This window comes from Cupriavidus sp. 05N38, from assembly GCF_056397345.1.
On the sequence record NZ_JBFTNF010000009.1, the window covers coordinates 1 to 22,478 of the forward strand.

The following is a 22,478-nucleotide window of genomic DNA, read 5'->3' on the forward strand; positions in this document are numbered from 1 at the left end:
GTGCAGATCAGCGACGACACCACCACCGCTATCGGCTGGGCTGGGGAAGTGGGCCATACCGGCATCACCCTGCATTCACCGCATGAGTGGGTGGACTTCAAGCTGATCGAGTCCAAGCCAACGGGCGAAGGCTACGGCAACATCTTCACGACCGCGGCCCAAATGGCTGCGTTCCAGGGCGGCGAGCTGGCGCTCACCGATGCGCAACTCGACGGCTCCATGCGCGAGGTCTTCGCCAGCCTCGATACCATCCCCGATCACCGCCTGACCCTGGGGGAACTGCGGGCTGCCCAGCGCAGCCGCGGCAAGCTCGGCGAGCTATCGCGGCTGATCATTCGCTACCCGAGCGAATGGAAGGCCGACCCGGCGAGCTGGGATGCCTGGGACAAGAACGTGCCGCGCTCAGCCCGGCCCGCGTGGCAGAGCGAGAAGGCGCGGATTGCCAAGCTGGTGTGGTGGGATGCCGTGGCGGGGAGGGTGGAGGGTTTTCCTGTCGATCCGTTTGTGTTTCACATCCATCCCGTGGCAGTGGTTGGGAACTTCATGCGATTTTCTGCAACGCGGCTTTCAGAGAAGGGGATGTGGTTCATTTACAAGCAGGAGTCAACTCCCGGGACTTCAGAGAAACTGCATTGGCCGGGCTGGGCGAGTGGGGTAACGCTAGGGCCCGGTTACGACATGAAAGAGCGCAGCACCTCCAGCATAAAGCGCGACATGGTCGCCATCGGTATTAAGGAATCTACGGCGATTGCAATCTCGGCTGCATCAGGCCTGGGAGGCAGTGAGGCTCTCAAATTTGCCAAGGATAATTCCGCTCTCATTATCCTGACGGAGGCTCAGGAGTTCGCGTTGCTACGTCACGTAGTTCCAGGCTACGAAAACATGGTGAAAACGGCAATTCATGTCGACCTTGATCAAAACGAATTTGATGCCATCACTTCTTATGCTTACAACCCAGGAGATAGTTGGGCAAAGGTTGTATCGTTCATAAATGACGGAAAAATTGAAGAAGCTATGGCGATCATAAGGAAAAATATCTACTCAGGCGGCAAGATTGCTACCGGCCTGGTAAAAAGGCGAGAAGATGAAACAAAGCTTTTTCTTCATGGCGTGTATGAATACCATGGAGCCCCAATAAGCTAGCACAAAACCAATAATGAAACACATACCATCAATCATTTTTTTTGCAAAATTAGTATTATGCGCATTAATTTTTTTCCGCATTTTGATTTTTCCTGCGGCTGCAGGGGGAAAAAAAAATGAGCCAATACCATCAAGCCTCGCCGGAAGATGGGAGGTATCAGAGGTGCACGTAAACATGGAATCCGGACGCACAATGCACTACGGCTGGAACTCTCCGTCGCTCCGATGGAGAATTTTTAATTTTAATGCCAAAAAGATCTCAAGTGACACCTCGGAGGATGTTGTAGCATGCAACAACCCCACTGCAACTCTCAGGCGATTGAGAGTCGACGACCTAATTAAGTTAAGTTTCGGTGGCTACGGGATTAATTCCGGCGACTCTCCTATCAAAGACTATAGATTGGGACTTGCAAATAACCTCAAAGCCGATGTTATCGTAATTCACTGCAAATCTGGAGTATGGAATGGCTCTATCGCTACGCCTCATCTTTCGCCAGACGGGGGGCCTCCTGGATCCTGGCTGTTTCTTCTCAGCAAGAAAAGGATGGTTATGCGCTGGTATGATCAAACAATATTGGTATTGTCGAAGCTCCCCTCCAACGCAAAACCCTCGCCGTCGTTCCATTGCGACAAAACCAAGCTCAATGCGGAGCTCGCGATTTGCCACTCGTTCGAACTTTCCGGCCTCGATAAGAGCATCGCCTTTGGATATCAGTTGCTCGTAGAACAGGAGCGGAGAATTTCAGGTGCCACGACCGAAATACGTCAACAACAACGCTCATGGTTAGAAGAACGTAATGCCTGCGACAAAAACGAAGCATGCATTCTTGCCACCATGAGGGAAAGACTTGAATGGCTCAGATCAAAGGTCCCTTGAGACGGCCGAACCGTAACAATCGTCCTTGTCACTCAGCCTGATAGCCTTCTCATTCGGGCCCAGTACTACGTCGAGTCCTCCGCTAACGGTCCCCCAGCATGCACTGAACGCTATTACTTGCTGAGTCAGAGTGCCGAGGCAGTCAGGCCAATCACTAAGGCCCACCGTTCTTGCACGGCACCAGAGCCTGGCATCAATTAGTCGCCGCCCCTGCATATGAATCCAGCATATTTTTGGAGTTGGCCCCACGAAGCCCGTCGTCCTTGCCGGCTATCGTCATTCCAATTTACGGTGCCGGCGCGGTCGTCAGCAGCGGTACCAATGTCAATTTCAGTGACAGTGCCGTGAGACAGCGGGAATACTGTGCAATAGAAAATTATCGCCATGACGGAAGACACTATCGCAGGATAGTTCGGCAATCGCGTCGACTACACCAAGGTCGAGGTACACCGCGACCAATGGAGGTTGAAAACAGATACTTGTCGACGAAATGTCGCCGCCAGCAGCAATAGCCACGCCCGCGAATTTCTGATTATTCTGATTGAAATGGGTCATCTGATGGCCTATATAGTTCATCTGAAATCCATTGCGAACGGAGAAGAGGAACGTCATGGCAGGATGTGGAAGCCCCGATTGTCTGACCTGCCGCGCCGTGCGGGTTCCCGTACAGCCCACGACAGATCCACCCCCCCGTCTTTGATGAGCAACTGTGGCTGTTAGGCAAAGATGGCGAGCCTGCCCTGTCACTTGCCTTACAGCGTCCTGCTTGATGATGGCAGCAGGCGAACCGGTGTCACTGACAGCAACGGCTGTACCGAACGAATCGTTACGTATCGCCCCAGTTCCATCCTCTCCCTCACGTTGACACCGCCGCTCATTGCGCAAGAGGCAGCATGTTGCGCCACAGAACATGGCGATGGGCGATCAACAGACAGGATATATATCAACAATCAGAGCAACTCGGTCGCAACAACCAATAACAACAATGTAGGGACGTCCAAAGTCACAGTGTCATTGCCGGAAGGTACCGAACGCGGCCTTACCGCGGAAGAAATTGCCATGGCACGTACGGTGTTCGGCAACGGGATTGACTACACCCAGGTCAGAGTTCACCACGGCGGCTGGTGGTTATTCATGGGAAAGCAAGACCCCACAACCGCAGTCACGCCGAACGGGGAGATGTACTTCCCTTCGGCCATTTACCGAGATGACTTCGCAGGCGCCGACGACAGGGGTCGTGCGTTGTTCATGCATGAGCTGGCGCATGTCTGGCAATACCAGATGGGCTATGGCATCAAACGCAATGCCCTCACTGTCACGAGCCGAGGCGCATCCGCCTATGGCTACAGCCTGACACCCACCAGTCGCCTGAGCGACTTCAACATGGAGCAGCAGGGCAACATCATGTCCGACTACTACATGATCTGCATACTGAGGCGGCCACAGCATGCATACAATCCACAGATGAGCTCAGAGTTGCTATACAACGTCATGACGCCCTTCGTGAACCCGCGCGACAAGAGCCACCTCCCGAAATAACCCAAGGCGCCCATGAACATTCATCGCATTGTAGTGAGCTGCCTTTTGGCTGGCGGTCCGGTCGTGAGCCATGCGGATACCTCCCTTTGGCCTCCATCACTGGACATCAAGCAGATGGGAGACATTCCTGTCGCCTGCTTGCCGAAGGAGGCTAGCACGAGCATCGGATTGCAGGTCGCTGCCGTTGCAGAGATAGCCTCAGGCTGGCCACCGAAAGAATGGGCCATTGAGCTAATGCCGGGTATGAAGCCTTTGATCTTGCGTCCCGGCGATTGCGTCTTTTATGGCCGGCCATTGAGAGGCTACAAGGAGATCGGCGGGTCAAAACCACTTGAGGCAGGAAACACGTATGGTTTTGCATTCCGTCAAACCGGGCAGACTGGCAGCAGATACGTTGGCATCTTCTGCGTTCAACCACGCCCTGATGGTCATCGCGTCTTCCTGTCCTACGTAGACCATCCCGACGGAACGACTACGTATCCCGCATGTGGTCGTTACATCGGTAACCCACCGGCCGCCGATGGCATTGTTCCGCCAGATACGCCTCAGCCATAACCAATTCTGCAAGCTCTCAGGGTAATGGGTGATATCGCGAGCCAGGAAGTGTGAGCACCGGATCGTCCTTGCTCGATGCGCCGGCTCGCGACAGCACAACCTCGCCACTAGCGTGCATGGTGTAGCGAATACAATCTCGTGCGGTGGTGGCCACGGGTCATCGAGCAGTCCGAAGGCATCAAAGGCGGTACAGCCTTCAAGGTTCCCTTCAATTTCTCGGGCAAGGGACAGTTCGAGCAGGTCAAGCTCTAGAACCGCGGCGACAAGCACCGACAGCACACCAACAAAAAGCCCCGCGGGTCCATCAACCCGCGGGGCTCCAAAGTTCAAGCGGCCTCTCGACCCAACCGCTCAAACCCAATCGCAAACCTCAATCCGTCGCATACCGGGGCGACCGAGGTCCGAACAGAATGCTCCCCGGATGCCCGGCCGACAGCAGTCGCGTGCTTGTCACGCCGGCTACCTTGTGCCCGGCTTCGGTGACGCTGTTGAGCACCTGCTTGACCGCCGCGGCCACCAGCGCGCCGATCAGCCCGCCGCCGCTGTTGCCCTGATCATCCGTCGCCGACGCGCTGCCGCTCCACAGCGTGGCGCCGGTCTTCAAGTCGACCAGCTTGGCGCTCGCGGTGACGACCGTGATGCTGTTGATGACCACGTACGAGGTGCCGTACTTCGATACCGTGACGTAGAGCGCGGCGTCGGCACCAAAGATCTCGCGCAGCTTGGCCGGTGCGACCTGGTGGATGTCGCCGGGAGTGGTGAGGCCGTTCTGCTTGAAGGTTTCGTCCACCAGCGTCACGGGCAGCACGTAGTAGCCGGACTCTGCCAGCGGGTAGGTGACCTGGGACAGCATGCTGTAGGTCGCCTTCACTTCGGGCGATTCGTTCAGCGGCGGCAGGACCACGATGGAGCGCGGGCGGCTGGCCTTGAACGCGGCGTAGTCGACGTTCTGTCGCGGCGCGGCGCAGCCGGCGGCCAGCACGGTGACCGCCGTGGCGGCAAAAAGGCGTTTGAACATGGGCTTCATTTCTTTTCTTCACCCCGCTTGACGTTCTTCATCAGGAAGTCGACATAGGTGGCCGACTCGGGGAACAGGGTCTTCTCGGTCTGGAATTCCTGCACCATCTGATCGTCTTTGCCGATGTCGGCGTACAGCAGGCCCAGGTGTGCGTGATAGCCCGGCGGCGGCGTGGCGCCGGCGGCCACGATCTTCTGCATGTCGCGCTCGAGCGCTTCGATCTGTGCCTGCTTGGGCTCGCCCTTGAAGTATTGGTAGACCTGGGGCTGGTAGCTTTCCCATTGGTACAGGGTCTTGGGCGACGCGCATCCGGCCAGCAGAACGCTTCCCGTCAAGGCCAGCGCCACCAGGCGCCACGGCCGATACTGCTTTGGCTTTTTGACTTCTTTCACTGCTTCTTCTCCTCTTCGACAATCAGACCGGCTTTACGGATTGCCGGGCTTCCACGCGCCGCTTTCGATGCCGGTGATCAGGTTGGTGACCGCTTCGCGCATGGCGAGGTCGAGCACCTTGCCGTTGAGCGTGGAGTCGTAGCTCTGCGTGCCGCCGAAGCCGATGATTTCGCGGCTGGACAGCGCGTACTCGCCGGCGCCCTGGCTGGAGAACACGACTTCCGAGGTGGTGATGTTGACCACGTTCAGTGCGACCTTGGCGTAGGCCACCTGCGACTTGCCGCGACCGAGGATGCCGAACAGTTGCTGGTCGCCGACTTCCTTGCGGCCGAATTCGGTCACGTCGCCCGTGATCACGTAGTCGGCGCCCTTCAGGCGCTGCGCCTGGCTTTTGATGGCTGCCTCGCGCCTGATCTCTTCCATGTTGTCGCGGTCGAGCACGTTGAAGCGGCTGGTCTGCTGCAGGTGCGTGATCAGCACGGTCTTGGCCTGGCCGCCGAGGCGGTCGATGCCGTCCGAGAACACGCCGCGCATGTAGCTGGAGCGGTTGTCGAACTTGCCCACGGCGATCGGGGTGCGCACGCCGGCGTATGGGCGGCTGGCGCTTTCCACCTTCGCCACGGGGAGCGCGGTCGATGTTTCCGTGGCGCAGCCACCGAGCAGAGCCAGCAGGGCCGCCGCCCCGAGCAGATGCATTGCATTCGCTTTTTTCACTAAGACTTCTCCTATCGATTGCCCCTTGAAACAAGGGATTTCCGCTTTGCGGGCCGGGTGCGGAAATCCAGTCACCCGAAAAGGGTAACGGCAATCGACAAGCAAGTACTCACCCTTCGACGGTTGGGTGTACAAGGGCAACGCGCAGCGCCTGCGGCCGCGCGGCTCTCTGCAAGCTGCGGTGAAATCTCTGCGTCGATCGCCTAGACTGAAGCAGCCATCAAGGCGCAAGCGGGCCGGGCTGCGATGCACCGGGCTCGCGGCCGGCGTGCAGCGTGGCGCCCATGTCTTGAAGACGATACCGATGATGGCCTGCTCGCATGGATGCGTTTTGTAGCAACGACGCGACACGCCGCGACGTGTCGTAAGAGCAGTCTTATGCAACGGACCAACCGAGAGAAAATACTCGTGGAACCTGCAAACCAGTCCAGCCATTCGTGGCTCTGGCTCATCCTGCTGCTCCCCTATATCGCCCTGCTGTGGCTGCCGTTCTACAACGATACGCAGCCTTCGTTCGCGGGCTTTCCGTTCTTCTACTGGTACCAGTTCCTTTGGGTGCCGCTCACCTCGCTGCTGATCTACATCGTCTACCGGTGCGTGAAATGAACGAGGTCCCGCCTGTCGATCCGGTGGCGATGACGGTCTTCGTCGCGTTCTTCGTGCTGGTCACGGTGGTCGGGTTCTTCGCGGCGCGCTGGAAGCGCGGGGACCTGACGCAGTTGCACGAGTGGGGGCTCGGCGGGCGGCAGTTCGGCACGCTGATCACGTGGTTCCTCGTGGGCGGCGATTTCTATACGGCCTACACGGTGATCGCGGTGCCGGCGCTGGTGTATTCGGTGGGCGCGTACGGCTTCTTCGCGCTGCCTTACACGATCATCGTCTACCCGTTCGTGTTCGCGGTGATGCCCAGGCTGTGGCAGATCGCGCATGCGCACAACCACATCACCGCGGCGGACTTCGTGTATGCGGAGTACGGCGGCAAGCTGCTGCCGGCCGCGGTGGCGCTCACCGGCATCGTGGCGACGATGCCGTATATCGCGCTGCAGCTCGTGGGCATGCAGGTGGTGATCAAGGGGCTGGGCGTGACGGGCGAGGCGCCGCTGATCGTGGCGTTCGTGATCCTGGCGCTCTACACGTACACGAGCGGGCTGCGCGCGCCGGCGATGATCGCCTTCGTGAAGGACATCATGATCTATATCGTGGTGATCGCGGCGGTGTGGCTGATCCCGTCCAGACTCGGCGGCTACGGTCACGTGTTCGAGGCGGCGGACCAGTTCTTCCAGGCCAAGGGCGGGGTCACGGGCATCATCCTCCAGCCGTCGCAGTACACGRCGTACGCGTCTCTGGCGCTGGGCTCGGCGCTGGCTGCCTTCATGTACCCGCACACGATGACGGCGGTGCTGTCGTCGTCGTCGGCCGCCACCGTGCGCAAGAACGCCATCCTGCTGCCGGCCTACACGCTGCTGCTGGGACTGATCGCGCTGCTTGGCTACATGGCGATCGCGGCCGGCGTGCACGTGAGCTCGCCGTCGGACGTGGTGCCCACGCTGTTCGGCAAGCTGTTCCCGGCGTGGTTCGTCGGCTTCGCGGCGGCGGCCATCGCGATCAGCGCGCTGGTGCCCGCGGCCATCATGTCGATCGGCGCGGCGAACCTGTTCACGCGCAACCTGTGGCGCCCGATGGTCTCGCCGGACATGTCGTCTTCCGCGGAGGCCTCGACGGCGAAGATCGTCTCGCTCGTGGTGAAATTCGGCGCGCTGCTGTTCATCGTGTTCCTGCCCACGCAGTACGCCATCGACCTGCAACTGCTCGGCGGCGTCTGGATCCTGCAGATCTTCCCCGCGATCGTGTTCACGCTCTACACGCAGCGGATGAACACGTGGGGGCTGCTGGCCGGCTGGGCCGTGGGCATCGTGCTGGGCACGTCGCTGGCCATGTCGCAGGGCCTCAAGCCGGTGTTCGCCATCCACCTGGGCAGCGCCACGTATCCGCTCTATATCGGCCTGATCGCACTGGTGGCCAACATCGTGGTCACGTTCGCGGTGTCGGCGGTGACGCCCGGCCAGCGTAGCGCCGAGCTATAGCGGCTGCAGGTTCTCGTCGCGCAGGCCCACCAGCAGGGCCTGGCCTTGCGGCCCCACGCGGAACTCGCCGTAGCGTGCTTTCCCGAAGCGCGCACCGTGCCCTTCCTGGAAGAAGTAAGCGTCCGTCGAGACCTGCACCTGCACGCCACCCCAGCGCGACGGCACGGTCTGGAAGCGCAGCAGTTGCTCGCCCGCGGCGAGCGGCGCGCCGGCGGTGTGCAGGCGCACCAGGCTGGCCTCGCCGTGCGCATCGCGGCGAACTACCGCGACCTGCTCGCGCTCGGCGGGCAGGCCCTGCCGCTCGCGCGCCGCGCGGATGGCATCGGCGATGGCGAAGTTGAGCGCCATGTAGTCGCCCTGCATCAGCGAGCGCGGATCGACCGGCGCCAGGCGCAGGTAGAGCGTATCGCCGCGCGCGAGCAGGTGTTCCTTGGTACCGATGGCGGCTGCCGCCACCCCGAGCGCGAGCACCCATGCGAGCAATATCCAGCGTTTCATGCCTGGCTCCTTGCGATGCCGCGCCGCAGTCCCGTGCGCAATGCCAGGACGGCGACACCGGCGGCGACCAGCGTGGCGGACTTGGCCAGCAGCGTCCAGTGCAGTGCGCTGTAGTACCAGATAAAGCCGGCGGCGAGCGTGGCCACGGCCAGGCCAAGCCAGGGCAGCGAGCCGCGGCGCAGCGCCAGGCCCAGCGCCAGCACGGCGGCCAGGACTGCCGGGGCACCGGCCAGCAAGGCGGCGAGGAGCGCCGCGCCCGCCACGGCGATCGCGCGTACCGGAGGGCGCAGGCGCAGGCGGCCGCTCTCGGCAAGCACCAAGGCGACGAGCACCACGCCGCACAGCGCGCCGGCCGTCCAGTACGGACCTGCCTGGTGCGCCGCGCCGTCATCGAACAAGAACGCATAGGGCAGGCCCAGGCCTGTCACCACCAGCGCCGCGCTCAGCGCAAACAGCAGGGTGGCATCGGCTGCCGGTTCGAGCCAGCCCTGCCGGCCCGCCGCGCTGAGCCGTCCCTCGGCCCACACGAAGCCGGTCAACAGGGCCAGCGCAAGCGGCGCCAGCCAGCCGAGCGAAAGCGCCATCGACTGCCAAAAGTGGCGCAGACCCGGCGTCATGCCAAGGTGCAGTGCCAGGGCAACGCCGGTCCATGCACCCAGCGCGGCCAGGCAACGATGCAGCCGGTTGGGCATCACGGCGTACAGCACGGCTTCGAGCATTGCCAGCGCCGCCCAGAAGGCAGGCGTCTCCAGCAGGCGGCTGCCGCCGTACGCCTGGCTCGCGCCGAACACCAGCAGCCCTTGCCCGCTGAGGCTGACCGCCAGCGCGAACTGTTCCAGCGCGGTTCCGCTGCGGCGCGCATACAGCACGGCGGCCAGCGCAATCATGGCGGCGCCGCACAGCGCCATCGCCGCGCCGTTGTCGCGCGCGGCCACGAAGACCGAGCCGAGCAGGAAAGCGAGGAAGAAGACCGCGCCCAGCCAGCCGGCCAGGCCCATCAGCAGCCGCACCGCCCAGGGCGTGCGGGCCGGGTCCTGCGCGGGCTGCCCATGCGCCAGCCCGCGCGCTGCGAGGTCTCGCCACAGGACCGTGACGACTTGCCGTTCGTCGCTCATGCCGGCTCTCCTTCGGCGCTGGCGCCGTCATGCTGGCGCCAGGCGCGCAACAGCCAGGTTGCGGCCACGGCGGCCAGGCCGATGATCAGCAGCCCCAGCAGCAGGAAGGCGCCGAATCCGCCATGGCTGACATCCAGCAGCAACCGCGCGACGGCGGCCACCACCACCACGATCAAGGTGAAGCTGGCCATGCTGAGCGCCACCACATCGAAGGCGCGCAGCCGGAACCAGGCCAGCAGCACGGCCGGCGCCAGCAGGGCAAGGCCGAACGCGGCGGCATCGACATGGTCATGCAAGATGCTGCCGAGTCCCAGCCAGCCGGCGTAAGCACAAGCCAGCGCGGCCAGGATGCGCGCGCCGGCCAACCCGCGGAAGCCCTGCGCGGGCCATGCCGCGCACAGCACGAACCACAGCGCCAGTTGTGCCAGCGTGGCGCCAAGCAGGAACAGGGGCGTGCCGCGCCCGCCCTGCATGCCGATCAGCAGTTCGAACATCCCGCCCGCGCCCAGCCGCACGCTGCAGTAGCGCAGCAACGCCACGTTGGCCAGCACGATCACCAGCCACCAGTGCGGCGCAGCGCGCGCGGCCAGCGCCCACGGCACCGCCAGCAGCGCCCACAGCGCAAACAGTTGCCAGGCGTCGGCGCCGGTCTGGTAGACCTGCCCGATCACCGCCAGCAGCACGCCAGCCACCACTTGCGCGCCGCACAGCGCGGCGCGGCCCGCCATATCGCCCGGCGGCCGCAAGAAGGCGAATGCCGCCAGCAAGGTCAGCGCGCCGGCCAGCAGGCCGAAGCGGGCGAATTTGTGCAGGTCCTGCCAGTTGAAGGCGAAGAAGACGATGACGCCGGCACAGAGCAGCGCCGCGCCCAGCGCCAGCAAGGCGCGGTCGAGCCAGTGCCGCCAGGCCGCCGCATCCGGCTCGGCGTGCGACCAGGCCGCGGCCACGCCGTCGGCAGCGATCGCGCCTTGCTCGCGCCAGTGCGCCAGCGCCTGGCGCATGGCGCGCCGGTCTTGCATGCTTTGCATCGAGGATGGCTGCATGGGTGTTCCGTGTGATGGATACGCCAGTGCACTGTAGCAAAGGCGGGGGCGCCTGCGCAGCTTTCGTGCGCATCCTCTGTGCTGCTTTGCGACGGTCCTGCGGGCCGGTATGCTGTGCGTTTTTCCGCATCCGCCCCGCCCGGCGCGCTCCAGACATGACCCTCGGTATCCTCGCCGCCATCCACGACGAAGTCGACGCCCTGGTGGCCGCCATGCGCCACGACGACGCCCGCGCCACCGTGCAGCGCATCGGCATGCGCGATTATCACGTCGGCCAACTGCACGGCCAGCGCTGCGTGCTGGTGCTGGCCCGCATGGGCAAGGTGGCGGCCGCGGCCACCACGGTGACGCTGGTGCGCGAGTTTGGCGTGGACGAGATCGTCTTCACCGGCCTGGCCGGCGGCATCGGGGCGCACACACGCGTCGGCGACGTGGTGGTGGCAGACCGCACGCTGCAGCATGACCTGGATGCCCGCCCCTTCTTCGGCCGGCACGAGGTGCCGCTGCTCGACCAGGCGGAATTCCCGGCCGACGCGGCGCTGACCGCCGAGTTGCGCGCAGCCGTGGAAGGCTATCTGCGCGAAGACCTGCCCAGGACCATCCCCGCGGACGTGCTCGCCCGCTTCGGCGTCAGCGCGCCATCGCTGCATGTCGGCATGATCGCCAGCGGCGACCAGTTCATCGGCTCGCCCGCCGCCGCGGCTGAATTGCGCGAGCGCCTGCCGGGCGTGCTGGCGGTGGAAATGGAAGGCGCCGCAGTGGCGCAGGTCTGCCACGAATATGGCGTGCGCCATGCGGTGATGCGGACCGTGTCGGACCGGGCGGACGATACCGCGCACGTGGATTTTTCCGCGTTTCTGACCAACGTGGCCAGTCATTATTCGGAAGGGGTTTTGGGCAGGTTCCTGAAGAACCGGGAAAAGGGGAATAAGCGAGATTAGGAAGGCAGATAAGGCGCCGGGATTAGTGGAGCCGCGGGTCCGGCAAGCCGGAAAATCCCGCCGCGGGAATCTCGCTCACCGCGCCCTGAACATCCCCCGGATTCCGACCAGTACGCCCGCGCCCAGAATGCCGGCAAACCAGCCGGCCATCTGGCCGTCGGCGAACCAGTGCATGGCGCGGCCGCCGTAGAAGGCAGCGAGCGCGCCGAGTGCCCCGAACACCACGGCGGCCAGCAAACCGACCCGCCCCGAGGGATGCAGCGACCGCGCCGCCAGACCGACCAACACGCCCACAACCAGCGTCCCCAGCATCACTTTTCCCCGATGATCTCGACAGTCGCGCGGTCTTCCCGGCACAAGCGCCGGCCGCGCGTGGTCCCGAGGATACGGTAAACCTGTCCGGGGACGGCCCCGGGCCCTCGCTTCGCCGGCAATTTTCGCGCCGGGCGTTATAATGTAGCCCGGTTCGGCGGCGCAATGCGCCGGAATCCGCCTCGTGGAAACCACGCCGCGGATTTGCCTTTTGAAGCCCGCGCGGCAGCCAGCCTGGAGCATGGCACCCCGCGGGGCCCGCGCCAAAAGACATGCCCTCCACCATGCAACTGCTTGCGATCGGTATCAATCACACTACGGCGCCCGTCTCGCTGCGCGAACGGGTGGCGTTTCCGCTTGAGCAGATCAAGCCGGCGCTGGGCGCCTTGCGCACCCACCTGGCGGGCCGGTCCGGCACCGAGGCCGCGATCCTCTCCACCTGCAATCGCACCGAGATCTACTGCGCCACCGACATCCTGGTCAACGGCGACGAAGGCTTCGATCACACGCTGCGCTGGCTGGCCCAGCACCACAACGTGCCGGCCGGCGAACTGGCGCCCCACCTCTACGCCCTGCCGCAGTCCGAAGCCGTGCGCCATGCCTTTCGCGTGGCCAGCGGGCTGGATTCGATGGTGCTGGGCGAGACGCAGATCCTCGGGCAGCTGAAGGACGCGGTGCGTACCGCCGGCGAGGCGGGCGCGCTTGGCACCTACCTGAACCAGCTGTTCCAGCGCACCTTCGCGGTGGCCAAGGAAGTGCGCGGCCAGACCGAGATCGGCGCGCATTCGGTGTCGATGGCCGCCGCCGCGGTGCGCCTGGCCCAGCGGATCTTCGAAAGCGTTTCGACCCAGCGCGTGCTGTTCATCGGCGCGGGCGAGATGATCGAGCTGTGCGCCACGCACTTTGCCGCGCAGACGCCGCGCCAGATCGTGGTGGCCAATCGCACCGTGGAACGCGGCGAGCGGCTGGCCGAGCAACTGGCCGGACAGGGCCTGACCACCGAGGCGATCCGCCTGTCGGACCTGGGCGCGCGCCTGCATGAATTCGACATCGTGGTGTCCTGCACCGCCAGCTCGCTGCCCATCATCGGTCTGGGCGCGGTGGAACGCGCGGTCAAGCTGCGCCGCCACCGCCCCATCATGATGGTGGACCTGGCCGTGCCGCGCGACGTGGAACCCGAAGTCGCGCGCCTGGACGACGTGTTCCTGTACACCGTGGACGACCTTGGCGCCATCGTGCGCGAGGGCAACGCCATGCGCCAGGCCGCCGTGGCCCAGGCCGAAGCCATCATCGAAAGCCGCGTGCAGAACTTCATGCACTGGCTCGAGACCCGCAGCGTGGTACCGGTCATCCGCGACCTGCAGGCGCAAGGCGAGGCCATGCGCCAGGCCGAGCTGGAACGCGCGCGCCGCATGCTGGCGCGCGGCGACGACCCAGAAGCGGTGCTCGAGGCACTGTCCGGCGCGCTCACCCGCAAGTTCCTGCACGGTCCTACCCACGCACTCAACCATACCCAGGGCGACGACCGCGAAACCCTGCTGCGCCTGGTGCCGGGCCTGTTCCGCCACAGCAGCCACTCCGAGCGCTAGCAGCGCTCTTCGTCCGGCGGTGCGCGTCCTGCGCACTGCCAGCCTTGCCTGCCGTGGCTTCTGGTCCGGGCATGCAATCCCGACGCCGCCCTAGCCGGCATCCGCCTCAACCCAGCTGCGACCCCGCATCATCGCGACCCTGYCCGGATACCCATGAAAGCCAGCATGCTAGCCAAGCTCGACCAACTGGCCGAGCGAATCGACGAAGTCAACGCCCTGCTCGGGCGCGAAGACGCCACCGCCAAGATGGACCAATACCGCAAGCTCACGCGCGAGCATGCGGAGCTGTCGCCGGTGGCCGAGCAATACGGGCAGTACCGCCAGGCGCAGGACGACCTGGCCACCGCGCAGGCGCTGCTGGACGATCCCGAGATGAAGGATTTCGCCGCCGACGAGATCGATGCCGCGCGCGCGCGCCTGGCGGCGCTGGAAATCAGCCTGCAGAAGCTGCTGCTGCCCAAGGACCCCAACGACGACCGCAACCTGCTGCTGGAAATCCGCGCCGGCGCGGGCGGCGAGGAAAGCGCGCTGTTCGCCGCCAACCTGCTGCGCATGTACACGCGCTATGCCGAGCGCCAGCGCTGGCAGGTGGAAGTCATGAGCGAATCGCCCTCCGACCTGGGCGGCTACAAGGAAGTGATCATCCGCATCGCGGGCGACGCGGCCTTCTCGCGCCTGAAGTTCGAGTCCGGCGGCCACCGCGTGCAGCGCGTGCCGGCCACCGAGGCCCAGGGACGCATCCACACGTCGGCGTGCACGGTGGCAGTGATGCCCGAGGCCGACGAAGTGGCCGAAGTCCAGATCAATCCGGCCGACCTGCGCGTCGATACCTTCCGCGCGTCCGGCGCGGGCGGCCAGCACGTGAACAAGACCGATTCGGCCGTGCGCCTGACCCACATCCCCACCGGCATCGTGGTGGAATGCCAGGACGACCGCAGCCAGCACCGCAACAAGGACAAGGCCATGAAGGTGCTGGCCGCACGGCTGATGGACGCGCAACTGCGCGCCGCGCAGGCCAAGGAAGCCAGCACCCGGCGCAACCTGATCGGCACCGGCGACCGCAGCGACCGCATCCGCACGTACAACTTCCCGCAGGGCCGGGTGACGGACCACCGCATCAACCTGACGCTCTACAAGATCGAAATGATCATGGACGGCGACCTGGAAGAACTGCTGTCCGCGCTGGCCGCGGAACACCAGGCCGATCAATTGGCGGCGCTCGGCGAAGACCATTAATGGCGTAAATCGGCAGCGAGGGAGCGGCATTATCGCGGGGCGGGATTACAGCGGCGAGGGGTAATAAACCGGCCCGCCGGAATCAAACTCATACCGCACGGCATAAATCGAGCGGGCCGAGGAAAACCTTTGTATCTGTTGTAAATGCTTGCAACAGCACTAGCGTGACATTTTTCGCTGTCTATAATCCATTTCGACTGAGCCGCCGCGCAAAGGACGGCGTGTCGACCCTCCTACCGGACAAAAGGACAAAATCATGAAAAAAATGCTCGCGCTGTTGATGATCACCGCTGCCCTGGCTGCCTGCAGCAAGAAGGAAGAAGCCCCCGCGACGCCTAGCGCCGACAGCGCCATGCAAAACGCGGCCGAATCCGCCAAGGCCGCCGCCAGCGATGCCGCAGCCGCAGCCGGCAATGCCGCCGACGCCGCCAAGGCCGCTGCCAGCGGCGCTGCCGCCGATGTCTCCGCCGCCGCTGAAAAGGCCAAGGTAGATGCCGGCAACGCAATGCAGCGCGCCAAGGAAGCCTCCAAGGACGCTGTCAACGCCGGCGCCGACAAGGCCAAGGACGCCGTCAACAAGTAATGCCATGCCGCTGCCGGCGGCGGGGCGGGAAAACCGCCCGCTCCCGCAGCGCGGACAAGCGCGTTACACTGCAAACCCCGCCCAGGCGCATGCCGGCGGGGTTTTCGCTTTTATCCCCGGCATATTTCCGCTAGCCAGCCTGCGTCCATGTCCAGCCCCTCCCCGCTAGTCCCGCCCGCCGTCCCGCCCGCCGTCCTGCCCGCAGCCGTCACGGTGCACCAGGCCCTGGCGCTAGCCACCGCAGCCGGCCTGCCGGCGCTGGAGGCGAGGATGCTGCTGACGCACGTGACCGGGCTGACGCGCACGCAACTGATCACGCGCGACGGCGACACGCTGGCGCCGTCCGACCGCGACAGCTTTGCCGGCCTGCTGACGCGCCGGCTCGCCGGCGAGCCGGTGGCCTACCTGCTCGGCGAGCGCGAGTTCTTCGGGCGCATGTTCCGCGTGACGCCGGATGTGCTGATTCCGCGGCCCGACACCGAGATCGCGGTGGAAACCGCGTTGCGGCTGCTGGCACCGCTGCGCGCGCCGCGCCTGCTCGACATGGGCACGGGTTCGGGTGCCATCGCAGTCACACTGGCCTGCGAGCGACCCGACGCCGAAGTCTGGGCCACGGATGTCTCGGCAGGCGCATTGCAGGTGGCGCAAGACAACGCGCGCGCGCTCGGCGCGGCCAATGCGCGCTTCCTGGCCTCGGACTGGTACGCCGCGCTGCCGGCCGGACTGCGCTTCGACTTGATTGTCAGCAACCCGCCTTATATCCCCGCGGGCGATCCGCACCTGACCCAGGGCGACCTGCGCTTCGAACCGGCCGATGCGCTGACGGACCACGGCGACGGCCTGTCCGACCTTGCCGCCATCGTCAGCGGCGCCGCCGGTCGGCTGCATGCGGGCGGCTGGCTGCTGATGGAACATGGCTACGACCAGGGCGAGGCGGCCCGCAGCCTGCTGGCGGCGGCCGGCCTGGGCGACATCTTCACCGCGCGCGACCTCGCCGGCCACGAGCGCTGCAGCGGCGCGCGGCTGCAGCCCGCGTMCGGTGGCGTCGCCTGAAGGCAACGGCCGATTCCGGTAAAATCCATTCCTTGATGGCGTGCACCTCGCATGCCTGCCGATTTCCCGATTGCGGCGTCCGGCGTGGACCGGCCCCGCTCAACCGAAAGAGACATCATGAGTGACGTGCAACAACGGATCGACCAGATCGTCAAGGGCAGCCCGGTAGTGCTGTTCATGAAGGGCACCGCCCAGTTCCCGATGTGCGGCTTCTCCGGCCGCGCCATCCAGATCCTGAAGGCCTGCGGCGTGGACGCGCCCACCACGGTCAACGTGCTGGAAGACGACGGCATCCGCCAGGGCATCAAGGAATACGCCAGCTGGCCGACCATTCCCCAGCTGTACGTCAACGGCGAATTCGTCGGCGGCTCGGACATCATGATGGAGATGTACCAGAACGGCGAACTGCAATCGCTGCTCAAGGCCTGAGCGCGAGATGTCCGCAGCGGGTGATGCAGGTGGCCCCGGTGGTCCGGGTAGCCCGGGGGGCGGCAAGCCGCGGCGCCTGATCGTCGCCATCACCGGCGCCACCGGCGCGGTCTACGGAGTGCGGCTGGTGCAGACGCTGCGCGCCGTGCCCGGCGTGGAGACCCACCTGCTGATCTCGGCCGCGGGCGTGATGAACCTGCAGCACGAACTGGACATGGGCAAGGCCGAAGTCGAAGCCTTCGCCCACGTCGTGCACAACGTGCGCGACATCGGCGCCACCATCGCCAGCGGCTCCTTCGCCGCGCATGCCATGGTGGTCGCGCCCTGCTCCATGCGCACGCTGGCAGCCGTGGCGCACGGCCTGTCCGACAATCTCATCACCCGCGCCGCCGATGTCACGCTCAAGGAGCGCCGCAAGCTGGTGCTGATGGTGCGCGAAACGCCGCTGAACCTCGCCCACCTGCGTAATATGACCGCCGTCACAGAGATGGGCGGCATCATCTTCCCGCCCGTGCCCGGCTTCTACCAGAAGCCCCAGAGCGTGGCCCAGCTGGTGGACCACACCGTCGGGCGCGTGCTGGACCTGATCGACATCCCGCAAACCCTGGCACCAAGCTGGGGCGGCCTCAACGGCCAGGCCTGAGGCCCCGCGCGGGCCGGGGCCCGCTGGCCTCAATGCCAGTAGCGGTAGCGGCGGCCACCGTAGTAGCCGCGATAGCCGTAGTACCCGCCGTAATAGCCCGGCGACACCACGACCGACGGCGCCGCGTACACCGGCGCCGGCGCCACGGCCACTTCGCCGCCGCCATAGCCGTAAGCCGGATAGGCCGGATAGACTGCGCACCCGCCGAGCATGGCGGCACCCGCCACTGCGATCCCAATCATCCACGTTTTCATTTTCATTGTCCTTTGCGGGCAGGTTGTTGCCTGCCCTTAAGAACGTTATACGGGGCTGTTTGGTAATACAGGGTCAATGTGCTGTAACCGTTGTTACGAATGGAAACGGGTTGGTGTCGGTATGTGGGGAATGGGACGGGGCCGGGCAAGCGGCCGCGGCCCCGGTCCGGACCCGATTCGAAGACAAAGCTCAGACCTCGAAACGAATGCCCTGCGCCAGCGGCAACGCATCCCCATAGTTGATGGTGTTGGTGGCCCGCCGCATATACCCCTTCCACGCATCGGATCCCGACTCGCGTCCGCCGCCGGTTGCTTTTTCGCCGCCGAACGCGCCGCCGATCTCCGCCCCGCTGGTGCCGATATTCACGTTGGCGATCCCGCAATCGCTGCCCGAGGCGGACAGGAAGCGTTCCGCTTCGCGCAGCGATTCGGTGAAGATGCAAGACGACAGGCCATGCGCCGCGGCGTTGTTCAGCGCGATGGCCTCCTCCAGCGTCTTGTAGGGCATCACATAGAGAATCGGCGCGAAGGTCTCGGTCAGCATGGTCTCATGCTGGCGGTCGGTCAGCACCAGCGCCGGACGCACGTACTCGGCATTCGGGTAGCGCTCCGCCAGCACGCGTTCGCCGCCGTGCACGACATTGCCATGCTGGCGGCAGCGCAGCAGCGCGCCGGCCATGGCGGCGCCGGCGGCACCGTCGATCAGCGGGCCTACCAGTGTCGACTCGGCGAGCGGATCGCCCACCGGCAGGTTGTTGAAGACTTGCATCAGCCGCGTGGTCACGGCGTCGAACAGATCGGCGTGGACGAAGGCGCGCCGCAGCGTGGTACAGCGCTGCCCGGCCGTGCCGGCGGCAGAGAACGTGATGGCGCGCACGGCCAGTTCGATATTGGCCGAAGGCGCGATGATCGCCGCATTGTTGCCGCCCAGCTCCAGGATGGCGCGCTTGAACTGCCCGGCGCAGGCGATGCCGACCTCGCGGCCCATGCGCGTGGACCCCGTGGCGCTGATCAGCCGCACATCGGCATGGCCGACCAGGTGCTGCCCCAGCGCCTGCGCACCCGCCAGCACGGTGGCGATGCCGGCGTGATGCGGCGCGGCGATCTCCAGCACGCCATCCAGCAGCCCCTGCACGGCCAGCGCGCTCAGCGGCGTCTTCTCCGACGGCTTCCACACCACGCCATTGCCGCACACCAGTGCCAGCGCCGCGTTCCAGGCCCACACCGCAACCGGGAAATTGAAGGCAGAGATCACGCCGCACAAGCCATAGGGATGCCAGGTCTCGCGCATGGCATGCTGCGGCCGTTCCGAGGCGATGGTCAGGCCGTGTAGCTGGCGCGACAGGCCGACCGCGAAATCGCAGATGTCGATCATCTCCTGCACCTCGCCCATCCCCTCCTGCAGGATCTTGCCGGACTCGAGCGCGACCAGCTGGCCGAGATGCTTCTTGTGCTCGCGCAGGACCTCGCCAAAGCGGCGCACCACCTCGCCACGTACCGGCGCCGGCACCAGGGCCCAGCTGGCCTGCGCCGCGCGCGCGCGCTCGATGCGCGCGTCGGCCTCGGCCGCGCTGCAGGCGGGCAGGTGGCCGAAGGCTTCTCCGTCGATGGGCGAGCGCACCGGCAGCGCACCCGCGGGTCCTTCACCCTCGCGCCACGGCGCGGACAAACCGAGGGCCTGCCAGCAGGCCGCGAATTCCCTGGTCTTCATGCCATTGCCTCCTGTAGCGGATGACGCGTGTAGTGTCTGCCGAAACGGTTGGCGAGGAAAGCGTCCAGCGACATCGCCTCCTGCGGCACGAAGCCCGCCTGCGGCAGCGCGCCGCCGGCCACCAGGTCCAGCGCGGTGCAAATGCCCGCGGCGGTGGTGAGCTGGATCGCGTTGACATGGCCGGCGTCGGTGTCGGCCCCGCCGATGCGCGCCGAGAACGAGGCCTGCATCAGGCGGCCGCGCGCGCCCTGGCTGCCGGCGGCATGGCCGGTGGCGTTGGCGAACACGATCACCACATCCTGCTGCGTGGCGGGAATCGCGCTGTCGAAGATCTCGCGCATCCAGTCGCGCCGCTCGCGCAGGCGCAGGTCGTTGAGCAGCAGCTTCATCACCGCGCAGTGGCCCGGATAGCGGATCGACTTGTAGTCCACGTCGCGCGCGCGGCCCGCCAGGGTCTCGGGCAAGGTGCCCAGCCCGCCGGAAGTATTGAAGGCCTCGTACTCGATGCCGTCCAGCGCAAAGCTCTCCAGCCCCTCCAGCGCCGGCACTTCCACCCGGCGCCCGTCGACGATGGCCTCGCASGGATTGCAGTATTCGTTGATCAGCCCTTCCGTGCTCCAGGTCAGGTTGTACTTGAGCGCGTTGCTGGGATAGCGCGGCAGCGCGCCGACCCGCATCTTGAGTTCGAGCAGTTCGCCGCCGTCCTTCAGGAAGCGTTGCGCCAGGTCGTTGCYGACCACGCCGATAAAGCCCGGCGCCAGCCCGCACTGCGGCATCAGCACCGAGCGCGCGCCGGCCGCCAGGCCGCGGATGGCATGCGTGGCGGCCACGTCTTCGGTCAGGTCGAAGTAGTGCACGCCCAGGCTGGCTGCCACCGTGGCCACGCCGAGCGCGGCGTGGAATGGCAGCGCGTTGAGCACCGCGTCGGCGCCTTGCAACAGGGCCGCGCAATCCTCGGCGCGGTCCGGCGCGCCCTGGCGCACGACAATGCCTTGCGGCAAGTCGTCGAGTTGCGCAGGCTCGCGGTCGACCAGGGTGACGCGGTAATCGCCGCTGTCATGGAGCATGACGGCGATGGTGCGGCCGATCTTGCCCGCGCCTAGCACCACCACGCGCAGCGGAACCTGCCGGACAGCGCCGGCGGCATACGTTGCGACGGCGGCACGGCCGGGTGGAATGGGTCTGGTCATGATGTCCCCTGGGTGGCAGTTGTTCGTTCGTCGGTCGTTCGTCGGTCGTTCGTCGGCATAAGCCCATGGCTGAAGTATGGTTGCGGGCACGGTCGGAATGAAGGGACAAGAATGACGAAAACACCGCATAATCGAGCGAATCGACAACGCCGGCAGTCGAAACGGCATCAACGCCAGACCTAGACCAGACCTAGTCCACCGCGAGGCCACCGCGCGCCATGACCGAACTCGACCAGACCGACCGCCATCTGCTCTCGCTGCTGCAGGCCAACGCGCGCGAGAACGCCGCCAACCTGGCGCGCAAGCTGGGCATCGCCCGCACCACCGTGGTGGCGCGCATCGCACGGCTCGAGCGCGACGGCGTGATCGCGGGCTACGGCGTGCGGCTCGGCCAGCAGATGGAGGACAATGCCATCCTGGCCTTCTGCGGCCTGTCGGTCATGCCCAAGACCGCGCCTGCGGTGGTGAAGGCGCTGCAGCGCTTTCCCGAGATCGAGGAGCTGAATTCCGTGAGCGGGCCGGTGGACTACATGGCGGTGATCCGCTGCGACACCCACGCCCGGCTGGACAAGCTGCTCGACGAGATCGGCGCGCTCGACGGCGTCAACCACACCACCACGTCGATCGTGCTGGCGCGCAAGATCGACCGGCGCCGCGCGGCGGGCTGACGGCAAAGGCCCTGCAAAGGCCTGAACTGCCCGGCACGCAGACCAACAACCAGAGGAGAACAGCACGATGAGCAATCGCATCCGAGTCGCCGTGGGCGGCGTGACCGGCTGGGCCGGCGGCGAACTGGCGCGTGGCGTGGCGCATGCGGACGACATGACGCTGGTGGCCGGGCTGTCGCGCGGCGCGGCCGGCCAGACCCTGGCCGAGCTGACGGCGCACAAGGGCACGCCCGGCCTGGCAGTGGCCAGCATCGACGAGCTGGCCGCCGGCAGCTTCGACGTGTATGTGGAGTACACCAAGCCCGACGTGGCCAAGCGCAACATCCTGCAGGCGCTGGCCAAGGGCGCGCATGTGGTGGTTGGCACCTCGGGCTTGTCCGACCAGGACTACGAGGAGATCGACGCCGCCGCGCGCCAGGCCGGCCGCGGCGTGCTGGCCTGCGGCAATTTCGCCATCACGGTGGTGCTGCTGCAGAAGTTCGCCGAGATGGCCGCGCGCCACCTGGAGCACTGGGAAATCATCGACTATGCCAAGGCCGGCAAGGTCGACGTGCCCTCCGGCACGGTGCGCGAGCTGGCCTATCGCCTGGGCCAGGTCCGCCAGGCCGCGCAAACGGTACCGGTCGACCAGGTAAAGGGCCCCAGGGAAACGCGCGGCGCGACCATGTCCGGCAGCCAGGTGCACGCGGTGCGCCTGCCTGGCTACCAGCTCGGCGTGGAGGTGATCTTCGGCGCCGACGGCCAGCGCCTTCACCTCAAGCACGAGGCTGGCGACGGGTCCAGGCCCTACGTCACCGGCGCGCTGCTGGCGATCCGCAAGGTCAGCGGGCTGCAAGGCCTGGTCCGTGGGCTGGACAAGGTGATGGAGGGGCTTTGAGGCCCCGTCCCCTG

Annotated in this window: 25 protein-coding genes; 15 read left to right on the forward strand and 10 right to left on the reverse strand. The window is 65.4% G+C overall.

Going from position 1 to position 22,478, the window contains the following annotated elements:
• From AC1DK4_RS08480 to AC1DK4_RS08495, 4 genes are all read left to right on the forward strand, one after another.
• A partial coding sequence (locus AC1DK4_RS08480) for a glycoside hydrolase family protein (protein ID WP_441649732.1) occupies positions 1–1,143 on the forward strand: 1,143 nt, incomplete at its 5' end.
• A gap of 13 nt (positions 1,144–1,156) precedes the next feature.
• Complete coding sequence (locus tag AC1DK4_RS08485; protein WP_441618160.1) at positions 1,157–2,020, forward strand: lysozyme inhibitor LprI family protein; 864 nt, start codon at positions 1,157–1,159, stop codon at positions 2,018–2,020.
• Between the two features lie 726 nt (positions 2,021–2,746).
• Positions 2,747–3,559 (forward strand): eCIS core domain-containing protein, encoded by an 813-nt coding sequence (locus tag AC1DK4_RS08490; protein ID WP_441618158.1) that lies wholly within the window; start codon positions 2,747–2,749, stop codon positions 3,557–3,559.
• A 12-nt stretch (positions 3,560–3,571) separates the two neighbouring features.
• Positions 3,572–4,114 (forward strand): hypothetical protein, encoded by a 543-nt coding sequence (locus tag AC1DK4_RS08495; RefSeq protein WP_441618157.1) that lies wholly within the window; start codon positions 3,572–3,574, stop codon positions 4,112–4,114.
• A gap of 370 nt (positions 4,115–4,484) precedes the next feature.
• Here the strand turns inward: AC1DK4_RS08495 and AC1DK4_RS08500 are convergent, their stop codons facing one another.
• The 3 genes from AC1DK4_RS08500 to AC1DK4_RS08510 are packed head-to-tail and all read right to left on the reverse strand — an operon-like array spanning position 4,485 to position 6,220.
• Positions 4,485–5,141, reverse strand: coding sequence for a DUF799 domain-containing protein (locus tag AC1DK4_RS08500; RefSeq protein WP_441618155.1), 657 nt, complete (start codon positions 5,139–5,141; stop codon positions 4,485–4,487).
• Positions 5,138–5,524 (reverse strand): DUF4810 domain-containing protein, encoded by a 387-nt coding sequence (locus AC1DK4_RS08505; protein WP_441618153.1) that lies wholly within the window; start codon positions 5,522–5,524, stop codon positions 5,138–5,140. Before AC1DK4_RS08505 ends, AC1DK4_RS08500 begins: the two co-directional genes overlap by 4 nt.
• 33 nt (positions 5,525–5,557) lie before the next feature.
• The gene (locus AC1DK4_RS08510; protein ID WP_441618184.1) at positions 5,558–6,220 is read right to left on the reverse strand and encodes a CsgG/HfaB family protein; all 663 of its coding nucleotides are present in this window, start codon (positions 6,218–6,220) and stop codon (positions 5,558–5,560) included.
• A 426-nt stretch (positions 6,221–6,646) separates the two neighbouring features.
• Between AC1DK4_RS08510 and AC1DK4_RS08515 the strand changes: the two genes are divergently transcribed.
• Both AC1DK4_RS08515 and mctP read left to right on the forward strand, forming a co-directional pair.
• The gene (locus AC1DK4_RS08515; protein ID WP_441618151.1) at positions 6,647–6,844 is read left to right on the forward strand and encodes a DUF3311 domain-containing protein; all 198 of its coding nucleotides are present in this window, start codon (positions 6,647–6,649) and stop codon (positions 6,842–6,844) included.
• Entirely contained in the window at positions 6,841–8,322 is a 1,482-nt protein-coding gene (gene mctP, locus AC1DK4_RS08520; protein WP_477131472.1) for a monocarboxylate uptake permease MctP, read from the forward strand. The genes AC1DK4_RS08515 and mctP overlap by 4 nt, the downstream gene beginning before the upstream one ends.
• On the opposite strand, the gene AC1DK4_RS08525 is transcribed toward mctP, so the two are convergent.
• From AC1DK4_RS08525 to AC1DK4_RS08535, 3 genes are read right to left on the reverse strand one after another with little or no spacing between them, the layout of a single operon-like run.
• Entirely contained in the window at positions 8,317–8,820 is a 504-nt protein-coding gene (locus AC1DK4_RS08525; protein WP_441618148.1) for a GDYXXLXY domain-containing protein, read from the reverse strand. The genes mctP and AC1DK4_RS08525 overlap by 6 nt on opposite strands.
• Positions 8,817–9,935: a DUF4401 domain-containing protein gene (locus tag AC1DK4_RS08530; RefSeq protein WP_441618146.1), complete on the reverse strand. Its 1,119-nt coding sequence runs from the start codon at positions 9,933–9,935 to the stop codon at positions 8,817–8,819. Before AC1DK4_RS08530 ends, AC1DK4_RS08525 begins: the two co-directional genes overlap by 4 nt.
• Positions 9,932–10,963, reverse strand: coding sequence for a DUF2157 domain-containing protein (locus AC1DK4_RS08535; RefSeq protein ID WP_441618144.1), 1,032 nt, complete (start codon positions 10,961–10,963; stop codon positions 9,932–9,934). Before AC1DK4_RS08535 ends, AC1DK4_RS08530 begins: the two co-directional genes overlap by 4 nt.
• Positions 10,964–11,133: 170 nt before the next feature.
• Here AC1DK4_RS08535 and AC1DK4_RS08540 point away from each other — a divergent pair, with 170 nt between their 5' ends.
• Positions 11,134–11,919, forward strand: a complete 786-nt coding sequence (locus AC1DK4_RS08540; protein WP_441618142.1) for a 5'-methylthioadenosine/adenosylhomocysteine nucleosidase — start codon at positions 11,134–11,136, stop codon at positions 11,917–11,919.
• A 75-nt stretch (positions 11,920–11,994) separates the two neighbouring features.
• Here the strand turns inward: AC1DK4_RS08540 and AC1DK4_RS08545 are convergent, their stop codons facing one another.
• Positions 11,995–12,231, reverse strand: coding sequence for a hypothetical protein (locus AC1DK4_RS08545; RefSeq protein WP_441618140.1), 237 nt, complete (start codon positions 12,229–12,231; stop codon positions 11,995–11,997).
• A 284-nt stretch (positions 12,232–12,515) separates the two neighbouring features.
• Between AC1DK4_RS08545 and hemA the strand changes: the two genes are divergently transcribed.
• From hemA to AC1DK4_RS08575, 6 genes are all read left to right on the forward strand, one after another.
• The gene (hemA, locus tag AC1DK4_RS08550) at positions 12,516–13,820 is read left to right on the forward strand and encodes a glutamyl-tRNA reductase (RefSeq protein ID WP_441618182.1); all 1,305 of its coding nucleotides are present in this window, start codon (positions 12,516–12,518) and stop codon (positions 13,818–13,820) included.
• Between the two features lie 153 nt (positions 13,821–13,973).
• A complete protein-coding gene (gene prfA, locus AC1DK4_RS08555) occupies positions 13,974–15,056 on the forward strand; it encodes a peptide chain release factor 1 (protein ID WP_441618138.1) in 1,083 nt (360 codons plus the stop codon).
• 256 nt (positions 15,057–15,312) lie between these two features.
• Entirely contained in the window at positions 15,313–15,639 is a 327-nt protein-coding gene (locus tag AC1DK4_RS08560; protein WP_441618136.1) for a hypothetical protein, read from the forward strand.
• Between the two features lie 147 nt (positions 15,640–15,786).
• Positions 15,787–16,692, forward strand: a complete 906-nt coding sequence (prmC, locus tag AC1DK4_RS08565; RefSeq protein WP_477131473.1) for a peptide chain release factor N(5)-glutamine methyltransferase — start codon at positions 15,787–15,789, stop codon at positions 16,690–16,692.
• 117 nt (positions 16,693–16,809) lie between these two features.
• Positions 16,810–17,121 carry a Grx4 family monothiol glutaredoxin gene (gene grxD, locus AC1DK4_RS08570; protein WP_441618132.1) on the forward strand — a complete coding sequence of 104 codons (312 nt, stop codon included), beginning with the start codon at positions 16,810–16,812 and terminating at the stop codon, positions 17,119–17,121.
• 7 nt (positions 17,122–17,128) lie between these two features.
• Positions 17,129–17,764: a UbiX family flavin prenyltransferase gene (locus tag AC1DK4_RS08575; protein ID WP_441618130.1), complete on the forward strand. Its 636-nt coding sequence runs from the start codon at positions 17,129–17,131 to the stop codon at positions 17,762–17,764.
• 29 nt (positions 17,765–17,793) lie between these two features.
• Here AC1DK4_RS08575 and AC1DK4_RS08580 read toward each other — a convergent pair whose 3' ends face one another.
• The 3 genes from AC1DK4_RS08580 to AC1DK4_RS08590 form a co-directional block, all read right to left on the reverse strand.
• On the reverse strand, positions 17,794–18,006 hold the full coding sequence (locus AC1DK4_RS08580; RefSeq protein ID WP_441618128.1) for a hypothetical protein: 213 nt from the start codon (positions 18,004–18,006) through the stop codon (positions 17,794–17,796).
• 202 nt (positions 18,007–18,208) lie between these two features.
• Positions 18,209–19,729, reverse strand: a complete 1,521-nt coding sequence (amaB, locus tag AC1DK4_RS08585) for an L-piperidine-6-carboxylate dehydrogenase (RefSeq protein WP_441618126.1) — start codon at positions 19,727–19,729, stop codon at positions 18,209–18,211.
• Complete coding sequence (locus AC1DK4_RS08590; RefSeq protein WP_477131474.1) at positions 19,726–20,919, reverse strand: saccharopine dehydrogenase family protein; 1,194 nt, start codon at positions 20,917–20,919, stop codon at positions 19,726–19,728. Before AC1DK4_RS08590 ends, amaB begins: the two co-directional genes overlap by 4 nt.
• Positions 20,920–21,137: 218 nt before the next feature.
• Here AC1DK4_RS08590 and AC1DK4_RS08595 point away from each other — a divergent pair, with 218 nt between their 5' ends.
• Together AC1DK4_RS08595 and dapB are read left to right on the forward strand one after the other, a co-directional pair.
• The gene (locus AC1DK4_RS08595; protein ID WP_441618122.1) at positions 21,138–21,587 is read left to right on the forward strand and encodes an Lrp/AsnC family transcriptional regulator; all 450 of its coding nucleotides are present in this window, start codon (positions 21,138–21,140) and stop codon (positions 21,585–21,587) included.
• Positions 21,588–21,654: 67 nt separating this feature from the next.
• Positions 21,655–22,464: a 4-hydroxy-tetrahydrodipicolinate reductase gene (gene dapB, locus AC1DK4_RS08600; protein WP_441618120.1), complete on the forward strand. Its 810-nt coding sequence runs from the start codon at positions 21,655–21,657 to the stop codon at positions 22,462–22,464.
• Positions 22,465–22,478: the final 14 nt, after the last annotated feature.

What these genes read in the sequence shown, in the direction of transcription:
- AC1DK4_RS08485 (WP_441618160.1), top strand. Translation starts at nt 1,157, where the DNA reads ATGAAACACATACCATCAATCATTTTTTTTGCAAAATTAGTATTATGC.
- AC1DK4_RS08490 (WP_441618158.1), top strand. Translation starts at nt 2,747, where the DNA reads ATGGCGAGCCTGCCCTGTCACTTGCCTTACAGCGTCCTGCTTGATGAT.
- AC1DK4_RS08495 (WP_441618157.1), top strand. Translation starts at nt 3,572, where the DNA reads ATGAACATTCATCGCATTGTAGTGAGCTGCCTTTTGGCTGGCGGTCCG.
- AC1DK4_RS08500 (WP_441618155.1), bottom strand. Translation starts at nt 5,141, where the DNA reads ATGAAGCCCATGTTCAAACGCCTTTTTGCCGCCACGGCGGTCACCGTG.
- AC1DK4_RS08510 (WP_441618184.1), bottom strand. Translation starts at nt 6,220, where the DNA reads ATGCATCTGCTCGGGGCGGCGGCCCTGCTGGCTCTGCTCGGTGGCTGC.
- AC1DK4_RS08525 (WP_441618148.1), bottom strand. Translation starts at nt 8,820, where the DNA reads ATGAAACGCTGGATATTGCTCGCATGGGTGCTCGCGCTCGGGGTGGCG.
- AC1DK4_RS08530 (WP_441618146.1), bottom strand. Translation starts at nt 9,935, where the DNA reads ATGAGCGACGAACGGCAAGTCGTCACGGTCCTGTGGCGAGACCTCGCA.
- AC1DK4_RS08535 (WP_441618144.1), bottom strand. Translation starts at nt 10,963, where the DNA reads ATGCAAAGCATGCAAGACCGGCGCGCCATGCGCCAGGCGCTGGCGCAC.
- AC1DK4_RS08540 (WP_441618142.1), top strand. Translation starts at nt 11,134, where the DNA reads ATGACCCTCGGTATCCTCGCCGCCATCCACGACGAAGTCGACGCCCTG.
- AC1DK4_RS08545 (WP_441618140.1), bottom strand. Translation starts at nt 12,231, where the DNA reads ATGCTGGGGACGCTGGTTGTGGGCGTGTTGGTCGGTCTGGCGGCGCGG.
- hemA (WP_441618182.1), top strand. Translation starts at nt 12,516, where the DNA reads ATGCAACTGCTTGCGATCGGTATCAATCACACTACGGCGCCCGTCTCG.
- prfA (WP_441618138.1), top strand. Translation starts at nt 13,974, where the DNA reads ATGAAAGCCAGCATGCTAGCCAAGCTCGACCAACTGGCCGAGCGAATC.
- AC1DK4_RS08560 (WP_441618136.1), top strand. Translation starts at nt 15,313, where the DNA reads ATGAAAAAAATGCTCGCGCTGTTGATGATCACCGCTGCCCTGGCTGCC.
- grxD (WP_441618132.1), top strand. Translation starts at nt 16,810, where the DNA reads ATGAGTGACGTGCAACAACGGATCGACCAGATCGTCAAGGGCAGCCCG.
- AC1DK4_RS08575 (WP_441618130.1), top strand. Translation starts at nt 17,129, where the DNA reads ATGTCCGCAGCGGGTGATGCAGGTGGCCCCGGTGGTCCGGGTAGCCCG.
- AC1DK4_RS08580 (WP_441618128.1), bottom strand. Translation starts at nt 18,006, where the DNA reads ATGATTGGGATCGCAGTGGCGGGTGCCGCCATGCTCGGCGGGTGCGCA.
- amaB (WP_441618126.1), bottom strand. Translation starts at nt 19,729, where the DNA reads ATGAAGACCAGGGAATTCGCGGCCTGCTGGCAGGCCCTCGGTTTGTCC.
- AC1DK4_RS08595 (WP_441618122.1), top strand. Translation starts at nt 21,138, where the DNA reads ATGACCGAACTCGACCAGACCGACCGCCATCTGCTCTCGCTGCTGCAG.
- dapB (WP_441618120.1), top strand. Translation starts at nt 21,655, where the DNA reads ATGAGCAATCGCATCCGAGTCGCCGTGGGCGGCGTGACCGGCTGGGCC.